The following is a 23,722-nucleotide window of genomic DNA, read 5'->3' as shown; positions in this document are numbered from 1 at the left end:
ATTCACCGCGCCAGCAACGCCGTACTCACGATCACACGATCCATCCTACAAGCAAACTTACCTACTTCCTGTTTCATTAGAAGAAATATTGAACTGGAACGATTTTAACAGATCCAAATTCAATCCTTTCCGAGGAGATATTCCACACTAGGCAATTCTTCAATATCGAAGATCCATAGTACTCCTGCGAGAAATAGACCAAAATAACTCATAATTCCTGCGCTTAGCCCTACGGCGATAATATCGCTTGCTGCCCAAGGTGTTGTGTAAAAATTACCTGTCTGAAAGGTTCCGAAAAGTGTGACTGCGGTACCGATAACTACAACAAGGAGCGATCCGGCGGCTAGCTGTACATATCCATAATCTTTCCACTCACTAACCGTTGGTTCTGTACGCTCTGGCTTTACCTCCACATCTGGAGGAATAGGCCATCTTGAATCCTCGTGATTGAGCCAGTAGATAGACCCGTTGTTCACCTGCTCACTCTTCAGAACATCTCTTTGGACAAGTTCGTCCATCCGGGATTGGACGGTGTCCGTACTAACATTCTCTCCAATAGCGGCGTGCATTCTGGAGACATTATAGTAGGGACGTTCCTCCTTCACAAACTCTTTCGCAACTTGGTATTGGGTAATACTCCGATTATTATCGGGAATGTCAATACGAGTTTCAATCCAATCTGGAAGTTCTATCTCAGACGTTTGCATGGCCTCTGACCCTATTCCTCGTTCGTAGAATCTCGTTCTTTGTTTGACGAATTCCGTTCTTCATTCCTCAAATTCTCTATTTCGTCCCCGCTCTAAGTAACTAACTCCCGATAATTATCTTGATGCGATACCAAAATCTGCATCACGACAGTATCGGTCACGAACCGAGTGGTAGCAAATGGTGAAACCGCTACAGACAGGTCTAGCGACGCTGGTATTCGTTCTGATCATCTCACTCTGGAACTGGATCACCAGCACACTTCCAGGATCGCCAAGCGGTCATATACGGTGGATTGTGTTTCTCATGGCAATGATCACGGCACTAGGAGTTTACTACACCACTACAAAGGCCAGGTAGAAGTACAACCATCTTCCTGATATTTTACTTGTTTAGAATCTCAACAACTGGTTGATAGACAATCTCACCGAGTAGTTGATTCAGCCTTGACACTCTCCTGAAGCAACCACATGATGAACTGTTTTATGACAATTTAAAACAGCTCCAAAGCCCCAGTCGGGAGGCGGGCGCACACTCGTTGCGCTCCTCGTCACTCGCGATGCTCGTTCCTGCGGTGCTTACGTCGTCTGCGCCCGCCTCCCGACTGCCCCTTTGAGGCCCACCCCGCACCGCACAGCACCGCACCTCACACCTCCCCAGCCTCGCGGCTCACTTCGTTCGCCGCATCCCTCGCGGGCGGTTCGCGCCCTTTGGGCGCTCACCGGCACGCCACCGCAGGATCGATGCTTCTCTCATCTGTACTGAGCGAATCGGAGGCGACGAAAACGGGTCTGTGAACCGTTGGATGACGCTCTCGGTGTCTTCGGTAGCGACCGAGTTCGGCCGACCGGCTGGGACATCGAAGACGCCCCTCGCGATCGAAACGCGGGCACAATCACACCAGGAACACGGCCGAAACGCCGAACTCCTCCGGATTCGATCGGATCCGCGATACGGGCAACACGTACCGGACCGAAGGTGTGTTAGTGCTCGGGGCCCTCTGGCCGACAATGGGAGTTCAAGAACAGTACCCGTTCGACGTGGAAGCGATCCGCGACGACTTCCCGATCCTCGAGCGGCTGGTCGGCGGCGATCCCACCTCGCCCGGACAGGACGAGGGTGACGACGTCGACCTCGTGTACCTCGACAACGCGGCGACCTCACACACCCCCGACCCGGTCGTCGACGCGATCTCGGACTACTACCGGAGCTACAACTCCAACGTCCACCGCGGGATCCACCAGCTGAGCCAGGAGGCCTCCGTCGCCTACGAGGAGGCCCACGACGTCGTCGCCGACTTCATCGGCGCGAACGGCCGCGAGGAGGTGATCTTCACGAAGAACACGACGGAGGCGATGAACCTCGTCGCGTACGCGTGGGGGCTCGCGGAGCTCGGCCCCGGCGACAACGTGGTGCTCACGCAGATGGAACACCACGCCTCGCTCGTCACCTGGCAACAGATCGGCAAGAAGACCGGCGCGGAGGTGCGGTTCATCGAGGTGACCGACGACGGCCGACTCGACATGGCCGACGCCGAGGCGAAGATCGACGGCGACACCGAGATGGTGTCCGCCGTCCACGTCTCGAACACGCTCGGGACCGTGAACCCGATCCGCGAGCTGGCCGAGCTCGTCCACGACCACGACGGGCTGATCTTCGCGGACGCGGCCCAGTCGGTGCCGAACCGCCCGGTTGACGTCGAGGACCTCGGCGTCGACTTCCTCGCCTTCTCGGGACACAAGATGTGCGGACCGACCGGCATCGGCGCGCTCTACGGCCGCCGGGAGCTGCTCGAGTCGATGGAGCCGTACCTCTACGGCGGCGAGATGATCCGGAAGGTGACCTTCGAGGAGTCCACCTGGGAGGACCTCCCGTGGAAGTTCGAGGCGGGAACCCCCTCGATCGCCCAGGGGATCGGTCTCGCGGCCGCGATCGAGTACCTCGAGGACGTGGGCATGGAGCGGATCGAGGAACACGAGAACCTGCTCGCCGAGTACGCCTACGACCGCCTGAGCGACCTCGGCGGGGTGGAGATATACGGTCCGCCGGGCGACGAGCGGGGCGGCCTCGTCGCGTTCAACGTCGAGGGCGTCCACGCCCACGACCTCTCGAGCGTCCTCAACGACTACGGCGTCGCGATCCGGGCGGGCGACCACTGTACCCAACCGCTCCACGACGAACTCGGCGTCGCCGCCTCCGTGCGCGCGTCGTTCTACCTCTACAACACCGTCGAGGAGGTCGACGCCCTCGTCGACGCGGTCCGAGAGGCCAGAGACCTCTTCGCCTGATCGATCGGATCTCTTTCGCCGAGTCCTCCGTCTCCGATCCGATCCGTTCCCCTCTCGAATCGTGTTGGTGGTTCCCGTGTCGCTCGAATTCGGTTATCTCGACCCGTGACAACGCGGATCGCACAATACTTATGACGGATTCGAGCGAAGGTGTCAGTCCGGAACGATCGAATACTACGCCAGTAGTACTCGATCCGAGAGGCGGCGCACCGGACCGGACTCACATCATGACCGGCGAACCACACGCGAACGCGACAGGAACTGCCCCACGAACGACGCGAACACGATCCGAGGACACGCCGCCGGTGGAAGCGGAAGTGCTCCACGTGGAGCCGGACACGCGGTCCACGGAGGTCTTTTCGGCGTTCCTCGAACGGTTCGCGGAGGGGATCACGGTTCGGTCGGTCGACCGCGTCTCGACGGCGGCGGCGGTCATCGACGACGTCGACTGCGTCGTGACCGAACAGCGACTCCCGGACGGCACCGGGATCGAACTGCTCGAACGCGCTCGCAAGCGCGGTTCCCGGACTCCGTTTCTGTTCCACACCACCTGTCACGACCCCGTCGTCGAGGCGCGGGCGTTCGAGGCCGACGCCGCCGGATACGTCCACAAACGGTCCGAACGGGGCCAGTACGATCGCCTCCTTACCGCGGTCCGGAACGCCCTCGGCAGGGTCGGAGACGTGGCGGGCCCCGTATCCGAGCCGGCGGCGGACCCGTTTCCCTCGGGGAGCCCGAACGCGTCGTCCACCCCGCTCCGCTCCGAGGAGTGAACCGTCCGTCCCGCTTCGAGCGTGCCCGGGACATCTCGTCGTGACGGCCTCGACGGAACGCTTTTGAACGCGACAGGCCTACCCGGATACAGTATGGGAACGGGCTCGGACATGTACCGACAGCAGATCCTCGACCACTACAAGAACCCGCGCAACTACGGGGAACTCGAGGACCCGGACTTCACACACGTCGGGGAGAACCCCTCCTGTGGCGACACGATCAAGGTCGACGTCTCCCTCGACGACGACGGCGAGACGATCGAGGCGGTCGCGTTCACCGGCGACGGCTGTGCCATCTCGATGGCCTCCGCGAGCATGCTCTCCGAGCGGCTCCGCGGGATGACCGTCGAGGAACTCGACGCGTTCGACACCGACGACGTCACCGAGATGCTCGGCGTCGACATCTCCCCGATGCGGATCAAGTGCGCAGTTCTCGGCCGACAGGTCGCCCAGGACGGCGCGAAGATCCACCGCGGCGAGCTCGACCCCGACGCCGACCGGACCCGCACCGAGGAGTGACGGACGGGTCGACGCGAGTACCCGTTCCAACGACCGATACTTCTCCCAGCGACCGACGTCGTTCTCGCCGTGGCGACGACCGAGCCGATCGCCGGGGACCGTTCGTCCTCCGATCGTCAGCGTTCCATCTCCGATTCCCCGTCTTGATACTCGGCTACGAAGGTATATGATGGAGAACGGGCGTCGCTCGAAGCAGGTGGATACTCATGGCAACCGTATTCGGAGCGATCGGCGCTCAGACGTTCGTCGTGCTCGTGATCGCGGCCATCGGCGTCGTTCCGGTCGTTCTGTATCGACGCGAGACGCCGACAGTGTTCCTCGTCCCGTACGCGTTCCTCGCCGTCGCGGCGTTCGCGACGAACGTCGAGAACCTCGTGCTCCCCGAGCTGTTGAATCTCACGGAACACTACGTCGGTAACCTCGGTGCCGGCCTCTCGTTCGCGGCCGCCGCGTACCTGTACCGGCGGCGGACGATCGCCGCCGACGGGGACGACGCCGAAGGTATCGCGGGCGGCGCGGTTGACGCCGCGGGCGACGCCCCGACGACGAACCCGGACGCGGGGGAGGCCTGAGATGGTGCTCGCCGGACTGATCCCCGTCGTCGACGCGATCGCGACCCTCGGGTTCCTCGCCGCCGCGGGCATCGGGATCGCGAACTACCGGGACACGGACTTGGAACGAACGTTCTGGGCCGTCTTCGTCGGCGTCTCGGCCACCGGCGCGCTCTGGATGGGGCTCGTCACCGTCGAGTGGCTCGGGATCGAGGGCGCGCTGATGGACTCGCTCAGCACCTCGTTACAGGCGATCGTCGTCGGCGTCTTCTCGATCGGAGCGATCGGAACGATGGCGGTCGTTCAGGACCTCAAGCGCTCGCAGGCGGAGACGGAGCGTCGTCGCCGTGAGGTCGAGCAGGTCCGCTCCGAGGCCGAGCAAGCACGAGCGGAGGCGGAAGAGGAGCGGGCGGCCGCCGAGGAACTGAACGACCACCTCCAGGGGAAGGCGCACAGGTTCGGGACCGCGATGGGACGGGCCGCAGAGGGCGATCTGACCCAGCGGATGGACCCCGACGGCCGGTCGGCCGCGATGGCGGAGATCGCCGAGGCGTTCAACGACATGATGGACGACTTCGAGGGGACGTTCGCGCGGTTGCGGGAGTTCGCCGACGAGGTGGCCGCCGCCAGCGAACAGGTCACCGTGGGAACCGACGAGAGTCGAAGCGCGAGCGAGCAGGTCAGCGAGTCGATCCAGGCGATCGCGGCGGACGCCGAGTCGCAGTCCGACCGCCTCCGTGAGACCTCAGCGGAGATGCAGAGCCTCTCAGGGACCGTCGAGGAGGTCGCGTCGTCGGCCGAGGAGATCGCGGTCCGATCCGAGGAGACGGCGGAGCTCGGACGAACCGGGCGGCGCGCCGCCGGCGATGCGATGGAGGAGATGACCGCCATCGAGGACGAGTCGGGCGAGACGATAACCGACGTGGAGTCGCTGGCGGTGGAGATCGAGGAGATCGGCGAGATCACCGAGCTGATCACGGACATCGCCGAGCAGACGAACATGCTGGCGTTGAACGCCTCCATCGAGGCCGCCCGGGCGGGGAAGGCCGGAGAGGGGTTCGCGGTCGTCGCCAACGAGATCAAGGAGCTCGCAGCCGAGACGGCGGAGGCGACCGACGACATCGAGGACCGGATCGAGACCGTCCAGTCGACTTCGAACGACGCCCTCTCCGGCATCCGGAGCGTGGATCAGCGGATCACGACCGGAGCCGACACCATCGGCGAGGCGCTCTCGGCGCTCGACGACATCGCCGAGAACGTCGAGGAGGCCAACCGGGGCGTCCAGGAGATAAGCGACGCGACCGACGACCAGGCGGCCTCCACCGAGGAGGTGGCGAGCATGATCGACGAGATCGCGGAGGCGGCGCGACAGGTCAACGACGAGTCCGACAACGTGTCGGCAGCGGCCGAACAACAGACGTCGTCGCTGACGGAGGTCTCCCGGAGCGCGTCGACGCTCGCGGAACGAGCGTCGGAACTCCGCGAACGGCTCTCCGAGTTCTCGATCGACCACGTCCCGGCGGATGAGTCCCGTTCGAGCACGGCGCGGCCCGGGACGCCGGCGACGACCGCCCCCGACGGCGGGAGCGAGTTCACGTAGCGATCGGATCCCTTCGTCGACCGAGCCGAGCCCACTGGACTTTTCCTCGCGAACCACGTTCGACCACGCATGAGCGACGAGTTCGACAAGGAGGCCGAACGCGAGAAGCTCCGCGAGAAGTTCGCGGAGGACGAGGAGAAGCGCGAACACACCCAGCGAATGTCCGAGCTCCTCCTCCAGGGCGCGACGATGACGAACCGCCACTGCGACGCGTGCGGCGACCCGATATTCCGACACGACGGTCGGGAGTTCTGCCCGACGTGTCACGCGACGGAGGACGGATACGAGGTGCCCGAGGAGGGGGGGACTCCCGCCGACGGGGACGACGGGGACGACGAACGCGACGGGAGCACGGGGGCGACCGTGACGGAATCGGGGGTCTCCGAGGGGACGTTCCCCGAGACCTCCGCGGCCAACGGCGTCGCCGCGGGCGACGAAACCGGACCGGATCCCGCGGGAGACCGCTCCCGCGACTCCGTCGGCGACGCGGCCAGTACACCCCGAAACGCGGGGCGGACGGCCGGTACACCCCAGCGCGCGGAAGGGTCGACCGGGAGCGTCGATGCCGAGTCGATCGGTTCCGGTACCGAGGTGGACGCCTCCGGCGGCGTGGGTCCGGCCCGCGAATCCCTGACGCGGACGCTGACGCGGTTCGCACGTGCGGCGGAGGAAACCGAGGACCCGCGACGCGCCCGCGAGCACCTGCGGGCCGCGCGGGAGGCGGCGGAGGCGCTCTCGGCGCTGGACTGACACGGTTCAGTATCGGTCGTCCCTCGTTCTGGCGCGGCGAACGTCCCCAAATATCCAGTCTCTCGACTGTACACCACGGAAAACGTGACTACGGGGAACGTCTCCGAAACCCCAGCCTCGCGACTTCCTGCTCGCGGCTTCGCCGCTCACTTCTCGAGGTGCTCGCGTTGCTCGCACCTCGCATCACTCGTCGCGTCCCTCGCGCGGTCCGCTCACACCTAGACGGGCGCTCGCGGGCACGCGCCACTGACACTCGGATCACAACTGTATCTCGGATCACGAACGCCTCTCTGGTCACGACTTCCAAAATCACGACTTCCAGAGACCGGCCCTATCGTCCGCTCTCGACGGCGGTCCGCATCTCCTCGGCCAGCCGCTCGGCGCGGTCGGCGTCGGCGGATTCGGCGTAGATCCGGATCTTCGGCTCGGTCCCGGAGGGGCGGACGAGCACCCACGCGTCGCCGTAATCGAGCCGGTAGCCGTCGGTCGTGTTCGGCGTCGCCTCGGACGTCTCGACGAACGCCCGCGCGGCCGACAGCATGTCCTCGCGCTCCTCGCCGTCCTCGTACTCGACGTTGACGCGCACGAAGTGGTAGTCGGTGTAGGGAGCGACCGCCTCGCTGGCGGGGCCGTCGGCGTCGGCGAGCAGTTCGAGGAAGCGTGCGCCGATGTACGCCCCGTCACGCGAGAGCCGGTACGGAGGAAAGAACACCCCGCCGTTGCCCTCGCCGGCGATCGGGACGCGAACTCCCTCCTCGTTCAGCTCTCGAGTCCGCGTGATGATGTTGGTCGCGCCGATCGGCGTCAACTCGAGGTCGGCGTCGTTGTCGTCACAGACGTCGACGAGCCGCTGGGAGACGTTGACCGCGCTGACGACGGCGTCGCCCGGCTCCAGGGCGTCGTCGGCCAGCGCCGCGAAGGAGGTGTCGCCGTCGACGACCGCGCCGGTCTCGTCGACGAAGACCGCCCGGTCGGCGTCGCCGTCGTGGGCGATCCCCACGTCGGCGTCGGAGGTCGCGACGAGCCGCGAGAGCGCCGTCAGGTTCTTCGGGACGGGCTCGGACTCCCTGCCGGGGAAGTGGCCGTCCGGCGTGGCGTTCACCGTCAGCACCTCACAGCCGAGCTCGCGGTAGATCCGCGGCGAGCTGGCCGACGCGGCCCCGTGGCCGGGGTCGACCGCGACGGTGAGTCCCGCGTCGGCGATGGCCTCGCGGTCGACGGCGGCGATCAGCTGGTCGGCGTAGTCGTCGACGACGCCCTCGACGGTGGTCTCGCTGCCGGCGGTCCGCCAGTCGGCGTGGTCGTACTCGTCGTCGAGCACGCGCCGTTCGACCCGCTCCAACACGTCGACCGAGAGTTCGACGCCGTCGTCGCCGACGAGCTTGATCCCGTTGAACTCGGGCGGGTTGTGCGAGGCGGTGACGAGCACGCAGGGGACGCCCGTGGACTCACAGTAGTTACCGATCGCGGGCGTGGGGACGACGCCGAGCCGGTCGACGTCACGACCGACGGCGGCGAGTCCGCTGGCGGCGGCGTTGGCGAACAGCTCGCCGGTGGTGCGGGTGTCGCGGGCGACGGCGACCCGGTCGGCGTCCCAGGTCGACCCGGCCGCCTTCGCGATGTCGAGGACGAGCTCCGGCGTGAGATACCGGAGTGCGACCCCGCGAATGCCGCTGGATCCGAACAGCTCCATACCGGTCATGGGCCGGCCGACGGGAAAGCGGTTCCGAACGCGAGCGCCCGGAGCGGCTCGCGGGAGCGTCGACGCCACTCGCGGGGTTGAAACCCGTCGCGACCGTATCGTACGCATGAAGCGATCACGGCGGGAGCTGCTGTGTCGAGCCGGCACGGCCGCCGTCGCCGCCGGGGTGACCGCGACGGCCGGCTGTCTCGACGTCGCCGCCGGAGACGGGCCGCAGGGTCCCGAGGGGACCCCGGAGACGCTGTCGTGTCCCGACGAGGAGTTCGTCCGGCTCGAGGCGCCGTTCGAGGGCCCCGTCGAGTCGCGGACGGTACGGACGGACGACGGGGACGGGGCGGGGACGAGCCTGGAGCTGTCCGCCGAGGGGACCGCCGAGACGTACGGCCAATCGCTCCGGCTCGTGCTCCGGAACACCGGCGACGGATCCGTCGATACCCGGGGCGAGTACGCCTACTCGATACAGCGCGAGACCGGCGACGGGTGGCTCGACGTGCGTGGCTCGACGACCGGCGAGGCCGTCGGTCTCCCCCGCGAGGACGACACGCTCGAAGCGGGCGACACCTACAGTTGGTCGGTCGACCTCGAGGAGTCGGCGATCGCGTCGGCCGTGTCGGACCGCGATCTCTCCGTTTGTCCCCCGCTCGGGGCGGGATCCCACCGGTTCGTCTACTGGGGGATCCTCGAGGCTCCGCCGGTCGGGGTCGAGTTCGATCTGGTCGGCTGAGGTGACGTCGTCAAAACGGCTCCCAGCCGGAGGGCTGATCCATGCGGTCGAGGACTCGAAACTGTCGTTCATCGCCCTCGACACGGGTCTCGACGACCAGATCGAACGGCTCGTACAGCGTGTGAATGACCTGCTCGTCGTGGGCGGTCGAGCCGACGACGCCCACGAACGGCCACCCCTGTCCCGACGACTGTGAGGCCATGACGCGGGTGAACTGATAGATCCGGTCGGGGTCCCAGTACATCAGAAGCTCCGACAGCGAGTAGACGCCGACCGCCCGATCGCGTCCGGCCGACGACTCGACCACGTCGGTGAACTTGATCCCGATCTCCGTGAGATCGCCGGGGCCGTTCACGTACTTCGTCGTCGGGGTGTCGGCGCGTTTGTCCCCCTGTTGATGGGTGACACAGTCGATGACGACGAGCTCGTCGCCGCCGTCCCCGACGAGCCGGTCGTGATCGGATCGGACCTTCTCGGCGGTCCGACCGGTCGAGATGATGATGGAAGCGTTCGACCACGCCGCGAGCAGTCGATTGAAGAGCTCGTACTTCCCGCTCATCGGTGGTCCGCTGACGAGGACGCTGTCGGCGGAAACGACAGCGTCGGGGAGCGGACTCATACCTCACACATCGGGGCGACCCGGATAAAACCCTTCCGAGGGATCACTTTCGAAGGAACCTCGGCAGGTCAAGCGATGACGGTGGCCCGGTTCGCGGCGACCGAGTGACCGTCAGTTCGCTGAGAGCTCCGGGAAACGCCGCCGGCAACGGCGGGGTCCGTGGCGTTCCGACGCCGTCGACCAGCTCCTCCCAGACGGCTTCGGGCTCCTCTCTCGGGGCCTCGAGCGCCTTCGTTCGCCCCTCGTCGTAGGCGAGTTCGATCATGCTCCGTTCGTACGCGCCGGGAAACGCCTCGAGGATCCGGTCGAGCTCCTCGGGACGGGCGCTCCCACAGCCGGCGGCCACTCCGAGCGCGAACGCCCGGTCGATGGCCGCCTCGCGGGTCAGATCCGCCTCCTCCCAGTCCGTCCCGAAGGTCCGGTCGTACATCACCGAGTCACCGTCGCCGCCGACCCGACGCGGATGCCCCCGTCGGTGAACTCGACGTCCTGGATGTCGGTGTTCACGTCCGTGCCTCGCATCTTCAACACCTGTATCCCGCGGCGCATCCCCTCGTCCTCCAGGTAGTTGTGGAGGAAGACGACGCCGTGTGCGAGGTAGTGTTCCTCGGAGTAGGCGTCGGGGTCGGTCATCTCGGAGATGAGCATCGTCGTCGCGTCCGTGCGTTTCAGCGAGGAGAGCAGCTGGATCATGGTGTCCTCGTCGTCGTCGAGCAGGAACCGCAACAGCATCGTCGAGTCGAAGACGACCCGGTCGATGTCACGCGAGTTGACGAACCCCGTGAGCCGGTTCGTGACGCCCGAGCGGTCCCGCCGCTCGCCCGGGAGCCCGAAGAACCGCCGGCCGTCCGCCGAGAAGGAGTCGAGGAAGGTCACCCGGTCGGTGTCGAGCGCGCGGTCGAACCCGAAGTCGTACCCGCCCATGTCGCGACGGATCCCCTCTTTCGTCTCGTGCATGCTGACGTACAGCACGTCGTCCCCGTTCCGGGCACCCTGGGCCGCGAACTGCGAGCAGAACGTCGTCTTGCCGCTGCCGGGAGGGCCGCTCACCACGTACAGCCGATCGGACGGGAACCCCCCGTCGACGAGCTCGTCGAACCCGGGGACTCCGCTGGAGACTCGCATACGTGGACCATTCCCGGCGACCCGATAAGCGTTGGCACCCGTTTTTCAACCGTGAGAACCCGAGCGGATGTCGGATCCACGAGATCGACTACGTCTCCGTGGGCTCCCCATCGGTCGGCTCCTCTATCGCGACGTCGATCGCGGCGTCGACGTCCGGGGCGACCCAGACGACGAACCGGTCGTCGGATTTGACGATCCCGTGGACGCCCTCGTCGTCGGCGGTGGTCCCCTCGTCGACGTCGTCGGGCGTGACGTCTCTGACCTGGAACACCTCGTCGACTATCCAGCCGACGGTCCCGCCCTCCGAGACCCGATCGTCGTCGAACACGACTATCCGCTCGCGAGGGCCCGTCTCCTCGATCGAAAAGAGCGTCTTCGGATCGACGATAGTGGTCGTTCGCCCTCGAAGGTCCATCACGCCCTCGACGTGGTCCGGGGAGTTGGGGATCCGCGTGAGTTCCCCGGCGTCGACGATCTCGTCGATGACCCCGATGTCCAGACAGTACGTGCCGTCGCCGAGACCGAACTCCAGTACCTTCGTGTGCTCCGCGTTCGCCTCCGTGGCTGGCATACCTCCACTCGTACCGAGGCGACCAATAACGATGTCCCCTGAATTATCACCGGTGATTCCTGGGGCCGTGGGTTTATGCTCGTTCTGGGAGCGGTTTCGGACATGAGTAGGACGACGGATCGACGTGGCGGCCGGAGCGACGCCCCGCGGGTGGTCGTCGTCGACGACTCGCCGTTCATGCGCGGGCTGATCGGCGACCTCCTGACCGACGCGGGGGTGGTCGTGGTCGGCGAGGCCGGCGACGGCGAGGAGGCGCTGTCGGTGGTCGCCGAGAGGCGACCGGACGTGGTGACGATGGACGTCGAGATGCCCGGAATGGGGGGACTCGAGGCCGTCGAACGACTGATGGCGGAGACGCCGACGCCCGTGTTGATGCTGTCTGCACACACCGCGGAGGGCGCCGAAGTTACCTTCGAGGCGCTCGAACGCGGCGCGGTCGACTTCTTCGCGAAGCCCGGCGGCGAGGTGTCAACCGGCGTCTCGCGGGAGGCCGACCGGCTCGTCGAGGCGGTCCGGTCGGTCGCCGACGCGGACCTCGAGGCCGCGACGCGCGACCGAGAGCCACGGGGCGAGTCGGGGACGGACTCGCCATCGGAGGTCGACCTCAAGCAACCCCTGACCGCCGTCATCGGCGCGTCGACCGGCGGTCCGAAGGCGGTCGAGCGAGTGCTCTCCGCGCTCCCGATGGCCGACTGCCGAGTGCTCGTCGTTCAGCACATGCCCGAGGCGTTCACGTCGCGGTTCGCCGAGCGGCTCGATTCGGCCTCCGCGTACGACGTACGGGAGGCGACCGACGGGGACCGGATCGGAGCCGGCGAGGTGCTCGTCGCCCCGGGCGGCAGACACATGGAGGTCGGCAGCTACCGCGCCGGTCGGCTGCGCGTAAAACTCGTTGACGAGGACGCCGTGGACGGCGACGCACCGTCGGTGACGCCCGCCGTCGACGTGACGATGGGCTCGGCCGCGGCGACGGTCTCGGATCCGCTCGTCGGCGTGATCCTGACGGGAATGGGGGACGACGGCTCGACCGGGATCCGAGCGATGGCCGACGCCGGGGCGCGGACGGTGGCCCAGAGCGAGGACACCTGCGTCGTCTACGGGATGCCGAAACGTGCGATCGGAACCGGGGCCGTCGAGACGGTCCACGACCTCGACGACGTCGCCGGCGCGATCCTCGGGGGTGAGCCCTGATGGACTCCCACCGTGCGGCCTTCGTCGCGGAGGCGGAAGACGGGATCACCGACCTCAACAACGCGCTGCTGGCGCTCGAGGCGGACCCCGAGGACGACGCGGCGATGGACGACGTGTTCCGGGTCGCACACACCCTGAAGGGGAACGCCGCCGCGATGGGGTACGAGGACGTCTCCTCGTTCGGCCACGCCCTCGAGGACCTGCTCGACGCGGTCCGTGGCGGAGACCGGGAGATCACGCCCGAACTGATGGACCTGCTCTTCGAGGGAGTCGACGCCGTCGAGGCGATGGTCGCGGAGATCGAGCAGACCGGGGAGGTGTCGACGGACCCGTCGGACCTCGAATCACGGCTTCGGGCGGTCGAGGAGCACGGAACCGTCCCTCCCGACACCGATGAGAATGCCGACGAGGACGCCGACGAAGCTGCCGATGCTGACGCCGCCGAAGGCGCAGACACGGAGACCGACGAGCCCGACGATACCGCTGACGACGACGTCGGGATCGACGTTCCGGAACCGCCGGCAGCGATGACTGGGTTCACGGACGCGGTTTACGCCGAGGTGACTCTGGGCGAGACGGCGATGCCGGGCGTCGACGCGACGCTCGTCCTCCGGGCGCTCGAGGAGGAGTTCGAAGACTACCTCACCCGCCCGGACGCGGAAGCGCTGGAAAACGGCGAGTACGACGGGAGCTTCGACGCCTTCGTCGCCGACGCCGACCCGGCGGTCGTCACCGAGGGCCTCGAGGCGCTTACACAGGTAGCGGCGGTACGAACCGCGCCCGTGAACGCCGACGACCGCGTCGACGCCGCGGAAGCCGCGAGCGAGGAGGCCGACGCCGCGGAACCCGGTCGATCCGCGGGCGACGACGCGATCGGTTCAGCCGCGGACGACGTCGACGGTTCGCCTTCCGGATCGACCGATCGCGAGGAGATCAAGTCGATCCGGGTCGACGTCGATCAGGTCGACGAGCTGTACGGGTTGGTCGAACAGCTCGTGACGAGCCGGATCAAGCTCCGACGGGAACTGGAGGGAACCGGAACCGAGCCCGACACGCTCGACGAACTCGACAAGCTCGCGTCCAGTCTCCAGGACACCGCCATGGACATGCGTCTCATTCCGTTCTCACAGGTGTCCGACTCGTTCCCGCGGCTGGTCCGGGACGTCGCTCGCGACCTCGACAAACGCGTCTCCTTCGAGATCGAGGGCGACGACGTCGAACTCGACCGGACGATCCTCACGGAGATGCGCGACCCGCTCGTCCACGTGTTGCGGAACGCGGTCGACCACGGGATCGAACCGCCCGAGGAGCGCGAGGCCGCCGGCAAGGACTCCGCGGGGCGAATCGAGCTCACGGCGGAGCGCGAGCGCGACCACGTCGTCATCGAGGTCGCCGACGACGGTGCCGGCCTCGAGGCCGACCGGCTCCGCGACAAGGCGGTCGAGGAGGGAGTCGAGGACCGCGAGACCGTGGAGGCGATGACCGATAGCGAGGCCTACGACCTGGTCTTTCATCCCGGCTTTTCGACCGCCGAGGAGGTCACCGACGTCTCCGGACGGGGCGTCGGGATGGACGTGGTTCGGACGACGGCCCGCGACCTCGACGGTTCCGTCTCGGTCGACAGCGAGCCCGGAGAGGGGACGACGGTGCGCTTTCGGCTCCCGGTCACCGTCGCCATCGTGAAGGTGATGTTCGTCGACGTGGGCGGCACGGAGTACGGGATCCCGATCAAGTCGATCGGGGAGGTGTCCCGCGCGGACGACGTGGAGACGGTCCACGGCGACGAAGTGGTCCGTCACGAGGGCGACCTCTACCCGGTCATCCGGCTCGCGGACCGGCTCGCCGCCGCCGAACCCGAAACCGCGGCGGTCGGTCCGGGAGCCACCGCGGCGACCGACGGCGGATCCGCCGAGAACGACGGCGGCTCGGACGCGGGCGGTGCTGCGACGGCCGCCGACGAGGGAATGCTCGTCCGGATCCGCGAGGAGACCCGAAAGACGGCGCTCCACTGTGACGGCGTGTTGGACCAGGAGGAGGTGGTCGTGAAGCCGCTCGACGGCCCGCTGTCCGGGACGCCCGGACTCAGCGGGACGGCCGTGCTCGGCGACGGCGACGTCGTGGCCGTCCTCGACGTGGTGAGCCTATGACCGGCGAGACGGCCTTCGAGGGCGTGCTCCGACAGATCGACGACTCGGTACCGTTCGAGCCCGGATACTACAACGAGTCGTACCTCGACCGACGGATCAACGCCCGGATGCGTCGGCGCGGGACCGAGTCGCACCGCGAGTACCGACGGCTGCTCCGCGAGGAGGCTGACGAGCGCGAGGCGCTCATGGACGCGCTCACGATCAACGTGACGGAGTTCTTCCGCAACCCCGAGATGTGGGAGGTAATGCGGGACGTGTTACGCGAGCTCACCGAAGAGAAGCGACGAGTCCGGGTCTGGTCGGCACCGTGTGCCGACGGCCGGGAGGCGTACTCGCTCGCGATGCTCGCGTGCGACGACGACGCGATCGACGAGTCCCGCGTGGAGGTGCTCGGCTCGGACATCAGCGAGGAGGCGCTCGCTCACGCAAGGGAGGGTATGTACCACACCACGCGAACGACGGACATCGCCGAGGAGCTCGAGCCGCTCTCGGATCCGAACCGCTACGTCGACCGCGAGGGCGACGCGTTCCGCGTTCGCGAGGCGCCACGCCGGCTCGTGACGTTCGACACCCACGACCTGATCAGCGACGGGTCGCGGGGCCCCTTCGATGCGGTGTTGTGTCGGAACCTCCTCATCTACATCGACGCGGACCACAAGGGATCGCTCTTCGACACCCTCGAGGCGTCGCTCGCGGCGGGCGGCGTCCTCGTCGTCGGGATGACCGAGAGCGTCCCGCCGGACCGTGGCGACGGGTACGAACCGATCGACAAACGCCGACGGGTGTTCCGGAGGCGCTGATGTCGCTGTACCAGCACGCTCGCGAGGGGAACGTCGACCGGCTCAGGGACGCGCTGGCGAGCGACAGCACCGCGGTCCGGAAGCGTGCGGTGGAGTTCCTCGGCGAACTCGCCGACGAGGACGACCAGGCGACGATCGACGGCCTCCTGCGCGCGGCGACGACCGACGAGGACCCGGGAGTGCGCGGAGCCGCGGTCGACGCCCTCGACGAGGTCGGCCAGGAGGCGCTCGAACAGCTACTGGCGGAACTCACCGGCGGCAGCGGATCGGAAGCCGAGTGGGTCACCGCCCGGAAGTTCGCCCGCGCGCTCGAGGCGGAACGCGCCGAACTCCGCATCGCGGCGGCGAACGCCCTCGCTCGTCTCGACGAGCCGAGCGCACTGCCAGCGGTCGTCGGAGCTCTCTCGGATCCGGATCCGCGCGTGCGGCTCCGGGCGTGTCACGCGTGCGGAACGTTCGCCGACTCGCGGGCGGTCCCCGGGCTGATCGAGCGCCTCGACGACGACCCACGCGTCCGCCGGGCGGCAGCGAACGCGCTCGGAGCCGTCGGGACCGACCGCGCGCTCGATCCGCTCATCGACCTGCTCGAGGATCCGGACGAGTCGCTTCGCCGCATCGCCGCGGGGGCGCTCGGAAACGCGAGCAACCCGAAGCCGGTGGAGCCGCTCGCGCGCGCGCTCGGTGACGAGAGCGCGATCGTCAGGAACGCGGCGGTGTATTCGGTCATCGAGCTGCTCTCGAACGTGCCGACCGAACACAGCCACGCGGTCCGGGACCGCGTGGTCTCCGAGCTGAAGGCCGCCGACGATGCGACGGTCGTCGAGCCCCTCGTCGAGATCCTCACCGAGGGCACACAGAGCCGGCAACGTCGGAACGCGGCGTGGATCCTGGGGCGCGTCGCCGACGCCGATTCCGAGCCGGCCGTCGAGGCGCTTGCGGACGCGCTCGGCGACGACGACCCACAGACCGCCCAGTTCGCGGCGACGAGCCTCACGAACCTCGGCGGGCCGGTCGTCGAGGACCGACTGCTCGATCGACTCGGCACCGAGCATCCGGACGACGTCCGTGCGAAGGCGGTGTTCGTGCTCGGCCAGGTGGGCGGACAGGAGACGCTGAATCGCCTGGAAGGTCTGACCGACGACGAGAGCTCCGCGGTCCGTAAGCGGGTGTTCTCGGCGGTCTCGAAGCTCCGGGCAGGTGGTGTCTAGATGGCGACTGGTGACGGCGAGTACAAAGTCACGGACACCCAGGCACGGTTCGCGGTTGCCGTCCGCGAGGGGAGAGCTATCAACGACGTCTCCTGGACGCCCGGCCGGGTACTGTTGTCGAACCGGCGGCTGATCCTCGCGGGCAACGACGGGAAACGGACGGTTCCACTCTCGAGACTCGAGGGGTTGGGCGGCCGTCACGACGCCAACCAGTCGATCGCTCGGGTCTCGAACTACGTGAGCTTCGACCTCGGCGAGCAGGTGTTGCTCGTCGCCGCCGCCGACCACGAGTCGTTCGAACGCGACGTGTATCGCGCGCTACTCGACCAGCGGACGCTGCTGGCGAAACACCCGGCCGTCGAGGGCGGCGTCGTCCAGGACACCGGCTGGGAGCAGGCCCGCGTGAAGATCGACGAGAACGGCCTCGGTGCCGCGCTCGAAGGCGGCGCGTTCGTGGAGTTCGACCTCGACGACATCAGCGGGCTCGACGCCGCGAGACGGACCGTCGACGGGGCGAAGAAACCCGTGATCGAGGTGTCACACACCGACGACGGAGACACGAGCATCGAGACGCATCTCGCCGGGACGCCACGGCGGATGCGGTTCGTCGAGTCGTGGCTCCGGAAGGGCGAGGAACGTAGCTCGACGAACGTCGACCTCTCCAGTCGCGATCGGGAGGTGTTGATGGCGCTGTACTCAGGGGTCTCGCCGTTCGAGATCCCCGCATTTCTGGGCAGCGACGTCGACGAGGTCGAGGAGACGTTCGAACGACTGATCGAACTGGAGGTCGTCGAGGAGGTGCGGGTTCGCCGCGAGGTGGCGCTCAACTCACGCGGGCGCAACGTCGCCAGCGAGGCGATGAACGAGCAGTGAGGCCGAGGCGTCAGCGTCGGTACGGTCGGAGACGTCGACGACATCCGCCCGTCCCGCCGGTATACGGGAGACGTGGTGGCGAACAGCCGGCTGGAACGCGCCCCGGTCGGGTCGCCGGACGCCCGCCTCGCCCGATCCGGGTCCGTGATCAACGCACGGGCCGACTGGCCGTGTTTTCAGTGATAAACGTCCGGGGACGCTCCGGCGTCGATCTCGAATCCGCCTGCTGCTGCCGGCGGGCCGGTACCGTCTGCCGCCGGGCCGATACTTACTTGCTGCGGGCGAGACGCGTTCCGTTCGACATGGACGACTCCGACGCGAGCGACGTCCGCGAGCTCACGACCGACGCGGAGCTCGACGCGGCGTATCCGATACTCCGCGAACTACGGGATCACCTCGATCGAGCCGAGATGGAGGTGGTCCACGAACGAATGCGTGAGGAGGGGTATCGCCTCTTCGGCCGGTACGACGGATCGGAACTCGTCGCCGTCGCCGGCGTCACCGTCGACACGAACTTCTACTTGGGAAAACACGCCTTCGTCCACGACCTGGTGACGACCGAGTCACGGCGGTCCGAGGGGCACGGCTCAGCCCTGCTCTCCTTTATTCACGAGTGGGCGGGCGACCGCGACTGTGAGACGGTCGAGCTCGAGTCGGGACTGTGGCGGGAGGACGCCCACCGCTTCTACGAGGACGTCGGCTACGAGAAGTACTGCTACTCGTTCAAATACGACCTCGACGCCGGAGAGTAGTCCCGACACCGACAGTCCCCCCGAACCACGCTTAAGTCGCCGCCCCGCGAGGGTCGGACATGGAGTACGAAGCGGTCTGTTTCGACCTCGACAACACCCTCTACCCGTACGACCCCTGTAACGAGGCGGGCAAGCGGGCGGCGCTCTCGGCGTTTCGCGATCGCGGGTACGACCTCGATCGCGAACGGTTCGACGAACTGTACGCGAGGGCACGCGCGGACGCGAAGCGCGAACTCCGCGGGACGGCCGCCTCCCACGAGCGTTTCGTCTACTTCAAGCGGGCGCTCCGGCTTCACGACGACGTCCACGACGCCGCGGACGCGTTCGCGATCGGCGAGGCGTACTGGGACGGATACGTGGCGGAGATGGAGCTCTTCGACGGGGTCCGGGGGACGCTCGACGCGCTCCGTGAGGCCGGACTCGCGGTCGCCGTCGTGACGAACCTCACGACGCGAGTCCAGCTGCGAAAGCTGTCCGGTCTCGGGATCGACGACCGCGTCGATCACCTCGTGACTTCCGAGGAGGTCGGTCGCGAGAAGCCGAGCGCGCTCCCGTTCACGGCGGCGCTCTCCGCGCTCGACGCTCGGCCGAGCGAGGCCGTCATGGTCGGGGACAACGTCGTCGCCGACGTGGAGGGAGGAAACGCCGTCGGCATGGAGACGGTCCTCTTCACGGGCGGGACGGGAGAGGATGCGGAGGGAAGCGGCGAGCTGACCGGGCCGCGGCGACCCGACCACCGGATCGACGACCTGGCGGCGCTGCCGGAGGTGCTCGCGTGACCCTCCGTCCCGAGCGCGAGGCGGTCGTGGAGTACGCGCCGGCGCTCGCGGAGCTGACGCCCGGGCGGACCGGAAACCTGAGCGTTCGCGACGGCGACGCCTTCGCCGTCACGCCCACCGGCGTCGCATACGACGCCTTCGACGCGGCGGACGTGCCGGTCGTCGGTCTCGACGGCGAGCGCCGGGCGGGCCGGATGGCCCCCTCGAGCGAGGTACCGATGCACACGGGGATCTACGATCACGCGCGACCCGGCGCGATCGTCCACACCCATTCGCCGTGGGCGACGACGATGGCGACGCTCGGGCTGTCGCTCCCGCCGGTCCACTACATGATCGTCGCGGTGGGTCGGGAGGTGCCGATCGCCGACTACGCGCCGTACGGGACCGAGGAGCTCGCCGCCAACGTCGTCGCCGCGATGGCGGATGCCGAATCGGACGCCGCGATCCTCGCGAACCACGGGCTCGTGGTGACCGGTCCCGACCTGGAAACGGCGATCGAGAACACGCACCACGTCGAGGACCTCTGCCGGCTCTACGTTCGCTCCTCGTCGATCGGGGAGCCGAACCTCCTCACGGACGAGCAGCTCGCGACCGTCGAGGAGCGCTTCGAGAGCTACGGCCAGCAGCCGGAAGACGGTTGAGTCGGAGGGCTGGGTGAGTGATATCGAGGCGGAGGAGCGAGTCGACCGCCGGACGGCCGAGCGGGGTTTATATCCGTCCCGCGGGAAACGGTATCGACATGACCGACCACCGACTCGCCCCCGACGTCGAGGAGACCGCGGAGGCGATCGCGTCGATGGAGATCCGCGGCGCGGCGACGATCGCGGCCGGTGCCGCGGAGGCGCTCGGCACGCAGGCGCGCGAGGCCGAGGCCGACTCGCCCGCGGCGTTCCGCGCGTCGATGCGTGCGGCCGCCAGACGGCTTCGCGAGACGCGCCCGACGGCCGTCTCGCTGCCGAACGCGCTTCGATACGTCCTCCGGCGGATGGAGGGACACGGCGTGGACGCCCTTCGAGAGAGCGTGACCGACGCGGTCGCCGAGTTCGTCGCGCAGCTCGACCGCGCCCAGGAGGACCTCGGGCGCGTGGGCGCGAACCGCCTCGCCGACGGCGACACGGTGATGACCCACTGTCACTCGACGGACGCGCTCGCGTGCATCGAGGCGGCCGTCGAAGGGGGCAAGCGGATCGAGGCGATAGTCAAGGAGACCCGTCCGCGGAACCAAGGGCACATCACCGCCGAACAGCTCCGGGAGATGGGCGTTCCCGTCACGGTCATCGTCGACTCCGCGGCGCGGCGCTACCTGAACGAGGCGGACCACGTCCTCGTCGGGGCCGACTCGATCGCCGCCGACGGCGGCGTCATCAACAAGATCGGCACCTCGGGACTCGCCGTCAACGCCCGCGAGCGCGGCGTCCCGATCATGACCGCCGCACAGACGATCAAGCTCCATCCGGAGACGCTGACGGGCCACACCGTGGAGATAGAGATGCGCGACGAGGCGGAGGTGATCGATCCGGAGACCCGTGCGGGGATCGGCGATATCGCGGTCGAGAACCCCGCGTTCGACGTGACGCCGCCGCGGTACATGGACGCGATCGTGACCGAACACGGGCAGTTCCCGCCCGAGAGCATCGTGACGCTGATGCGCGAGCTGTTCGGCGAGGGGGCCGCGGAGCCGTGGGCCGAGCCATGAGCGGCGAGCACGACGGGTCACGGAAGGCGGGTCGGATCGGAGACGATCCGGTCGAACCCACGGCCGATCCGGATCTCGAGCCCGAGGACGGGACCGGCCCGCCGGCGGTGATATCCGCGGGTCACATCAACTGGGACGTGACGATCCACGTCGACGAGCTGCCCGAGCGCGACGGGGAAACGCGGATCGAGCGGCTCGAACAGTCCGGCGGCGGCAGCGCCGCCAACGTCGCGGTCGGCGTCGTCGGCCTCGGGGGGCAGTCGGTCGTCTTCGGGAGCGTCGGCGGCGACGAGTCCGGCGCGCTCGCCCTCCGCGAGCTCGCGAGCGCCGGCGTCGACCCCGGCCACGTGCTCGTCGCCGCCGACGAGTCCACCTCGGTCACGTACGTGATCGTCGACGGCGACGGCGAGCTGTTGATGCTCGCCAACGACGGCGCGAACGAGGCGTTCTCGGCGGGCGACCTCGACCGCGAGACGCTCGCCGCCGCCGATCACCTCCACCTGACGGGTCAACAGCCCGAGACCGCGGCCGCGCTGGCGACGACCGCCGCGGAACTCGGGCCGACGCGGAGCTTCGATCCCGGCCGGCGGGTGACCGATCGCGGATACGACGCGGCGCTTCACGCGTCGGACCTGATCTTCGTGAACGACCGCGAGGCGGACGCGCTGGCCGACGCGACCGACATCGACCCACGCACGCCCGACGACCGCGTCGTGGCGATCAAACACGGCGGCGACGGCGCGACGGTTCACACCCCGAACGGCGACGTCTCGCATCCCGGGTTCGACGTCGACGCGGTCGACACGGCCGGCGCGGGCGACGCGTTCGCGGCGGGGTTCCTCGGCGCGGCGCTCAGGGAGCCCGAGATGGCGGACGGCGGGTTCGGCCACGACCCGCGCGAGTACCAGGTCCCGCTTCTCGTCGCCAACGCCTGTGGCGCGATCGCGGCCGGGACCGTCACCGCCCGTGCGGACCTCTCGTGGGAGCGGGTTCGGTCGATCATGGGCGAGTCGCCGGAGGCGGACCTGCTGATCGAGATACGGGCGTGAGCGGAGGGTGCGAACGCGGAGCGCGTTCCCGGTCGTCCTACTCCCCCGAGCCGGCCCCGCCGGTCTCGTCGATCCGCGCCTCGTACTTCTCGAGTGCCACGTCGAGCGCGTCGCCGGCGTCGACGTCTGCGGCCTCGGCGACCGCGAGTAGCGCGAACAGACAGTCGCCGATCTCGTCTGTCGCGATCGTTGCGGATCCGGGATCTGACCCGTAGCCGGTCGAAGTCGTCACCTCCTTCGCGACCTCGCCGACCTCGCTCTCGAGGTCGAGCACGCGGTACGCGAGGTCGGCCTCCAGCCCGTGTTCGTCGACGAACGCCGAAACGCGGTCCTGCTCGTCCATGGCGACCGGATGGGGCGGGCGGCGTATAGGCGCACCGAACGTCGCCGGTCGGCGGTCGCGTGGGCGATCTCGCTCGGTGGCGAGGACGGCCGGTCACGCAACCCCTAAGGTCGTAACGCGCCGACGGATCCCATGGACATCGCGATACTCGGCGGCACCGGCGACATCGGGGAGGGGCTCGCGCTCCGCCTCGCCGCCGACACGTCCCACGAGGTCCTGATCGGATCGCGCGACGCCGAGAAGGCCGAGACGAAGGCCGGAGAGTACACCACGGAGCTCGACAGCCGCGGGCTCGACCGCGAGGTGACGGGCCACGAGAACGTCGCGGCCGCGGAGCGGGCCGACGTGGTCGTGCTCGCGGTCCCGCCGTACCACGTCGGCGACACGGTGGAGGCGGTCGCGGACGCGCTCGATGAGGGTGACGTCCTGGTCTCGCCGGCGACCGGGATGAAACGCGACGACGACGGTTTCCACTACCACAAGCCCGGCGCGGGGTCGGTCACCCGGATCGTGGCGGACGCGGCACCCGAAGGGGTCGCGGTCGTCGGTGCGTTCCACAACCTCGCGGCCGCTCGCCTCGCGAACCTCGACGCGGACCTCGGGATCGACACGCTCGTGATCGGCGACGACGAGGACGCGAAGGGGATCGTGACGGACGTCGCCGAGGGGATCGAAGGGCTCCGCGCGCTCGACGCCGGCGGACTCGCGAACGCCCCCGAGATCGAGGGCCTCACGCCGCTCCTGATCAACGTCGCGAGCAACAACCGGGGGCTTCACGACCTCGGGATCCGGTTCCGGTAGGTCGGTTGTCGGGAGTGTGAGGTTGCTGGCGCGCGCGGCTCTTCTACTGCTCAATCGCTCGGCTGTGCGACGCGGAGAACGTAAGCGCGGATACGTCGCCTTCGCCCCCCGACAGCGAGGCGCTCCGCACCGCACCTCACGCCTCCCCAGCCTCGT

The 23,722-nt window shown here is 67.9% G+C and carries 25 protein-coding genes; 18 read left to right on the top strand and 7 right to left on the bottom strand.

Features of this window, described 5'->3' with window-relative positions; genetic code table 11:
• Nucleotides 1-119: 119 nt before the first annotated feature.
• Nucleotides 120-707, bottom strand: a complete 588-nt coding sequence (locus OKW78_RS12795) for a hypothetical protein (RefSeq protein ID WP_281195549.1) — start codon at nucleotides 705-707, stop codon at nucleotides 120-122.
• A gap of 1,008 nt (nucleotides 708-1,715) precedes the next feature.
• Here OKW78_RS12795 and OKW78_RS12790 point away from each other — a divergent pair.
• The 6 genes from OKW78_RS12790 (at nucleotide 1,716) to OKW78_RS12765 (ending at nucleotide 7,186) form a co-directional block, all read left to right on the top strand.
• On the top strand, nucleotides 1,716-2,993 hold the full coding sequence (locus OKW78_RS12790; protein ID WP_281195548.1) for an aminotransferase class V-fold PLP-dependent enzyme: 1,278 nt from the start codon (nucleotides 1,716-1,718) through the stop codon (nucleotides 2,991-2,993).
• A 227-nt stretch (nucleotides 2,994-3,220) separates the two neighbouring features.
• A complete protein-coding gene (locus tag OKW78_RS12785; RefSeq protein WP_281195547.1) occupies nucleotides 3,221-3,766 on the top strand; it encodes a response regulator in 546 nt (181 codons plus the stop codon).
• A 93-nt stretch (nucleotides 3,767-3,859) separates the two neighbouring features.
• Nucleotides 3,860-4,285 (top strand): Fe-S cluster assembly sulfur transfer protein SufU, encoded by a 426-nt coding sequence (sufU, locus tag OKW78_RS12780; RefSeq protein ID WP_281195546.1) that lies wholly within the window; start codon nucleotides 3,860-3,862, stop codon nucleotides 4,283-4,285.
• A 206-nt stretch (nucleotides 4,286-4,491) separates the two neighbouring features.
• Entirely contained in the window at nucleotides 4,492-4,857 is a 366-nt protein-coding gene (locus OKW78_RS12775; protein WP_281195545.1) for a hypothetical protein, read from the top strand.
• 1 nt (nucleotide 4,858) lies between these two features.
• Nucleotides 4,859-6,436, top strand: coding sequence for a methyl-accepting chemotaxis protein (locus OKW78_RS12770; RefSeq protein WP_281195544.1), 1,578 nt, complete (start codon nucleotides 4,859-4,861; stop codon nucleotides 6,434-6,436).
• A gap of 69 nt (nucleotides 6,437-6,505) precedes the next feature.
• A complete protein-coding gene (locus OKW78_RS12765; protein WP_281195543.1) occupies nucleotides 6,506-7,186 on the top strand; it encodes an Sjogren's syndrome/scleroderma autoantigen 1 family protein in 681 nt (226 codons plus the stop codon).
• 331 nt (nucleotides 7,187-7,517) lie between these two features.
• Here the strand turns inward: OKW78_RS12765 and glmM are convergent, their stop codons facing one another.
• The gene (gene glmM, locus OKW78_RS12760) at nucleotides 7,518-8,879 is read right to left on the bottom strand and encodes a phosphoglucosamine mutase (RefSeq protein ID WP_281195542.1); all 1,362 of its coding nucleotides are present in this window, start codon (nucleotides 8,877-8,879) and stop codon (nucleotides 7,518-7,520) included.
• Nucleotides 8,880-8,994: 115 nt separating this feature from the next.
• Here glmM and OKW78_RS12755 point away from each other — a divergent pair, with 115 nt between their 5' ends.
• Nucleotides 8,995-9,612 carry a hypothetical protein gene (locus tag OKW78_RS12755; RefSeq protein WP_281195541.1) on the top strand — a complete coding sequence of 206 codons (618 nt, stop codon included), beginning with the start codon at nucleotides 8,995-8,997 and terminating at the stop codon, nucleotides 9,610-9,612.
• A gap of 10 nt (nucleotides 9,613-9,622) precedes the next feature.
• Here the strand turns inward: OKW78_RS12755 and OKW78_RS12750 are convergent, their stop codons facing one another.
• The 4 genes from OKW78_RS12750 to OKW78_RS12735 form a co-directional block, all read right to left on the bottom strand.
• Complete coding sequence (locus tag OKW78_RS12750) at nucleotides 9,623-10,231, bottom strand: hypothetical protein (protein ID WP_281195540.1); 609 nt, start codon at nucleotides 10,229-10,231, stop codon at nucleotides 9,623-9,625.
• A 43-nt stretch (nucleotides 10,232-10,274) separates the two neighbouring features.
• Nucleotides 10,275-10,661 (bottom strand): hypothetical protein, encoded by a 387-nt coding sequence (locus OKW78_RS12745; protein ID WP_281195539.1) that lies wholly within the window; start codon nucleotides 10,659-10,661, stop codon nucleotides 10,275-10,277.
• Nucleotides 10,661-11,356, bottom strand: a complete 696-nt coding sequence (locus OKW78_RS12740; protein ID WP_122104089.1) for an ATPase domain-containing protein — start codon at nucleotides 11,354-11,356, stop codon at nucleotides 10,661-10,663. The genes OKW78_RS12745 and OKW78_RS12740 overlap by 1 nt, the downstream gene beginning before the upstream one ends.
• Nucleotides 11,357-11,444: 88 nt before the next feature.
• On the bottom strand, nucleotides 11,445-11,927 hold the full coding sequence (locus OKW78_RS12735; RefSeq protein WP_281195538.1) for a chemotaxis protein CheW: 483 nt from the start codon (nucleotides 11,925-11,927) through the stop codon (nucleotides 11,445-11,447).
• Between the two features lie 102 nt (nucleotides 11,928-12,029).
• On the opposite strand from OKW78_RS12735, the gene OKW78_RS12730 reads away from it, so the two are divergent.
• The 10 genes from OKW78_RS12730 (at nucleotide 12,030) to OKW78_RS12685 (ending at nucleotide 22,422) form a co-directional block, all read left to right on the top strand.
• Complete coding sequence (locus OKW78_RS12730; RefSeq protein WP_281195537.1) at nucleotides 12,030-13,118, top strand: chemotaxis response regulator protein-glutamate methylesterase; 1,089 nt, start codon at nucleotides 12,030-12,032, stop codon at nucleotides 13,116-13,118.
• Nucleotides 13,118-15,265 (top strand): chemotaxis protein CheA, encoded by a 2,148-nt coding sequence (locus OKW78_RS12725; protein ID WP_281195536.1) that lies wholly within the window; start codon nucleotides 13,118-13,120, stop codon nucleotides 15,263-15,265. Before OKW78_RS12730 ends, OKW78_RS12725 begins: the two co-directional genes overlap by 1 nt.
• Nucleotides 15,262-16,065 (top strand): protein-glutamate O-methyltransferase CheR, encoded by an 804-nt coding sequence (locus tag OKW78_RS12720; protein WP_281195535.1) that lies wholly within the window; start codon nucleotides 15,262-15,264, stop codon nucleotides 16,063-16,065. Before OKW78_RS12725 ends, OKW78_RS12720 begins: the two co-directional genes overlap by 4 nt.
• Complete coding sequence (locus tag OKW78_RS12715) at nucleotides 16,065-17,273, top strand: HEAT repeat domain-containing protein (RefSeq protein WP_281195534.1); 1,209 nt, start codon at nucleotides 16,065-16,067, stop codon at nucleotides 17,271-17,273. The genes OKW78_RS12720 and OKW78_RS12715 overlap by 1 nt, the downstream gene beginning before the upstream one ends.
• Nucleotides 17,274-18,146, top strand: a complete 873-nt coding sequence (locus OKW78_RS12710) for a CheF family chemotaxis protein (RefSeq protein WP_281195533.1) — start codon at nucleotides 17,274-17,276, stop codon at nucleotides 18,144-18,146.
• 302 nt (nucleotides 18,147-18,448) lie between these two features.
• Nucleotides 18,449-18,898, top strand: a complete 450-nt coding sequence (locus OKW78_RS12705) for a GNAT family N-acetyltransferase (protein ID WP_281195532.1) — start codon at nucleotides 18,449-18,451, stop codon at nucleotides 18,896-18,898.
• 59 nt (nucleotides 18,899-18,957) lie between these two features.
• Nucleotides 18,958-19,677, top strand: a complete 720-nt coding sequence (locus tag OKW78_RS12700) for an HAD family hydrolase (RefSeq protein ID WP_281195531.1) — start codon at nucleotides 18,958-18,960, stop codon at nucleotides 19,675-19,677.
• Nucleotides 19,674-20,318: a class II aldolase/adducin family protein gene (locus OKW78_RS12695; RefSeq protein WP_281195530.1), complete on the top strand. Its 645-nt coding sequence runs from the start codon at nucleotides 19,674-19,676 to the stop codon at nucleotides 20,316-20,318. The genes OKW78_RS12700 and OKW78_RS12695 overlap by 4 nt, the downstream gene beginning before the upstream one ends.
• A gap of 98 nt (nucleotides 20,319-20,416) precedes the next feature.
• On the top strand, nucleotides 20,417-21,373 hold the full coding sequence (locus tag OKW78_RS12690) for a ribose 1,5-bisphosphate isomerase (protein WP_281195529.1): 957 nt from the start codon (nucleotides 20,417-20,419) through the stop codon (nucleotides 21,371-21,373).
• Nucleotides 21,370-22,422, top strand: a complete 1,053-nt coding sequence (locus OKW78_RS12685; RefSeq protein ID WP_281195528.1) for a carbohydrate kinase family protein — start codon at nucleotides 21,370-21,372, stop codon at nucleotides 22,420-22,422. The genes OKW78_RS12690 and OKW78_RS12685 overlap by 4 nt, the downstream gene beginning before the upstream one ends.
• A gap of 37 nt (nucleotides 22,423-22,459) precedes the next feature.
• Here OKW78_RS12685 and OKW78_RS12680 read toward each other — a convergent pair whose 3' ends face one another.
• On the bottom strand, nucleotides 22,460-22,765 hold the full coding sequence (locus OKW78_RS12680; RefSeq protein ID WP_281195527.1) for a MazG-like family protein: 306 nt from the start codon (nucleotides 22,763-22,765) through the stop codon (nucleotides 22,460-22,462).
• Between the two features lie 132 nt (nucleotides 22,766-22,897).
• Between OKW78_RS12680 and npdG the strand changes: the two genes are divergently transcribed.
• Nucleotides 22,898-23,566 (top strand): NADPH-dependent F420 reductase, encoded by a 669-nt coding sequence (gene npdG / locus OKW78_RS12675; protein WP_281195526.1) that lies wholly within the window; start codon nucleotides 22,898-22,900, stop codon nucleotides 23,564-23,566.
• Nucleotides 23,567-23,722: the final 156 nt, after the last annotated feature.

The sequence above is a fragment of the Halorubrum sp. F4 genome (assembly GCF_027257195.1).
Lineage (GTDB): Archaea > Halobacteriota > Halobacteria > Halobacteriales > Haloferacaceae > Halorubrum.
Note: the sequence above shows the minus strand (reverse complement) of the source record. Positions and strands in the feature narration are given on the sequence as shown.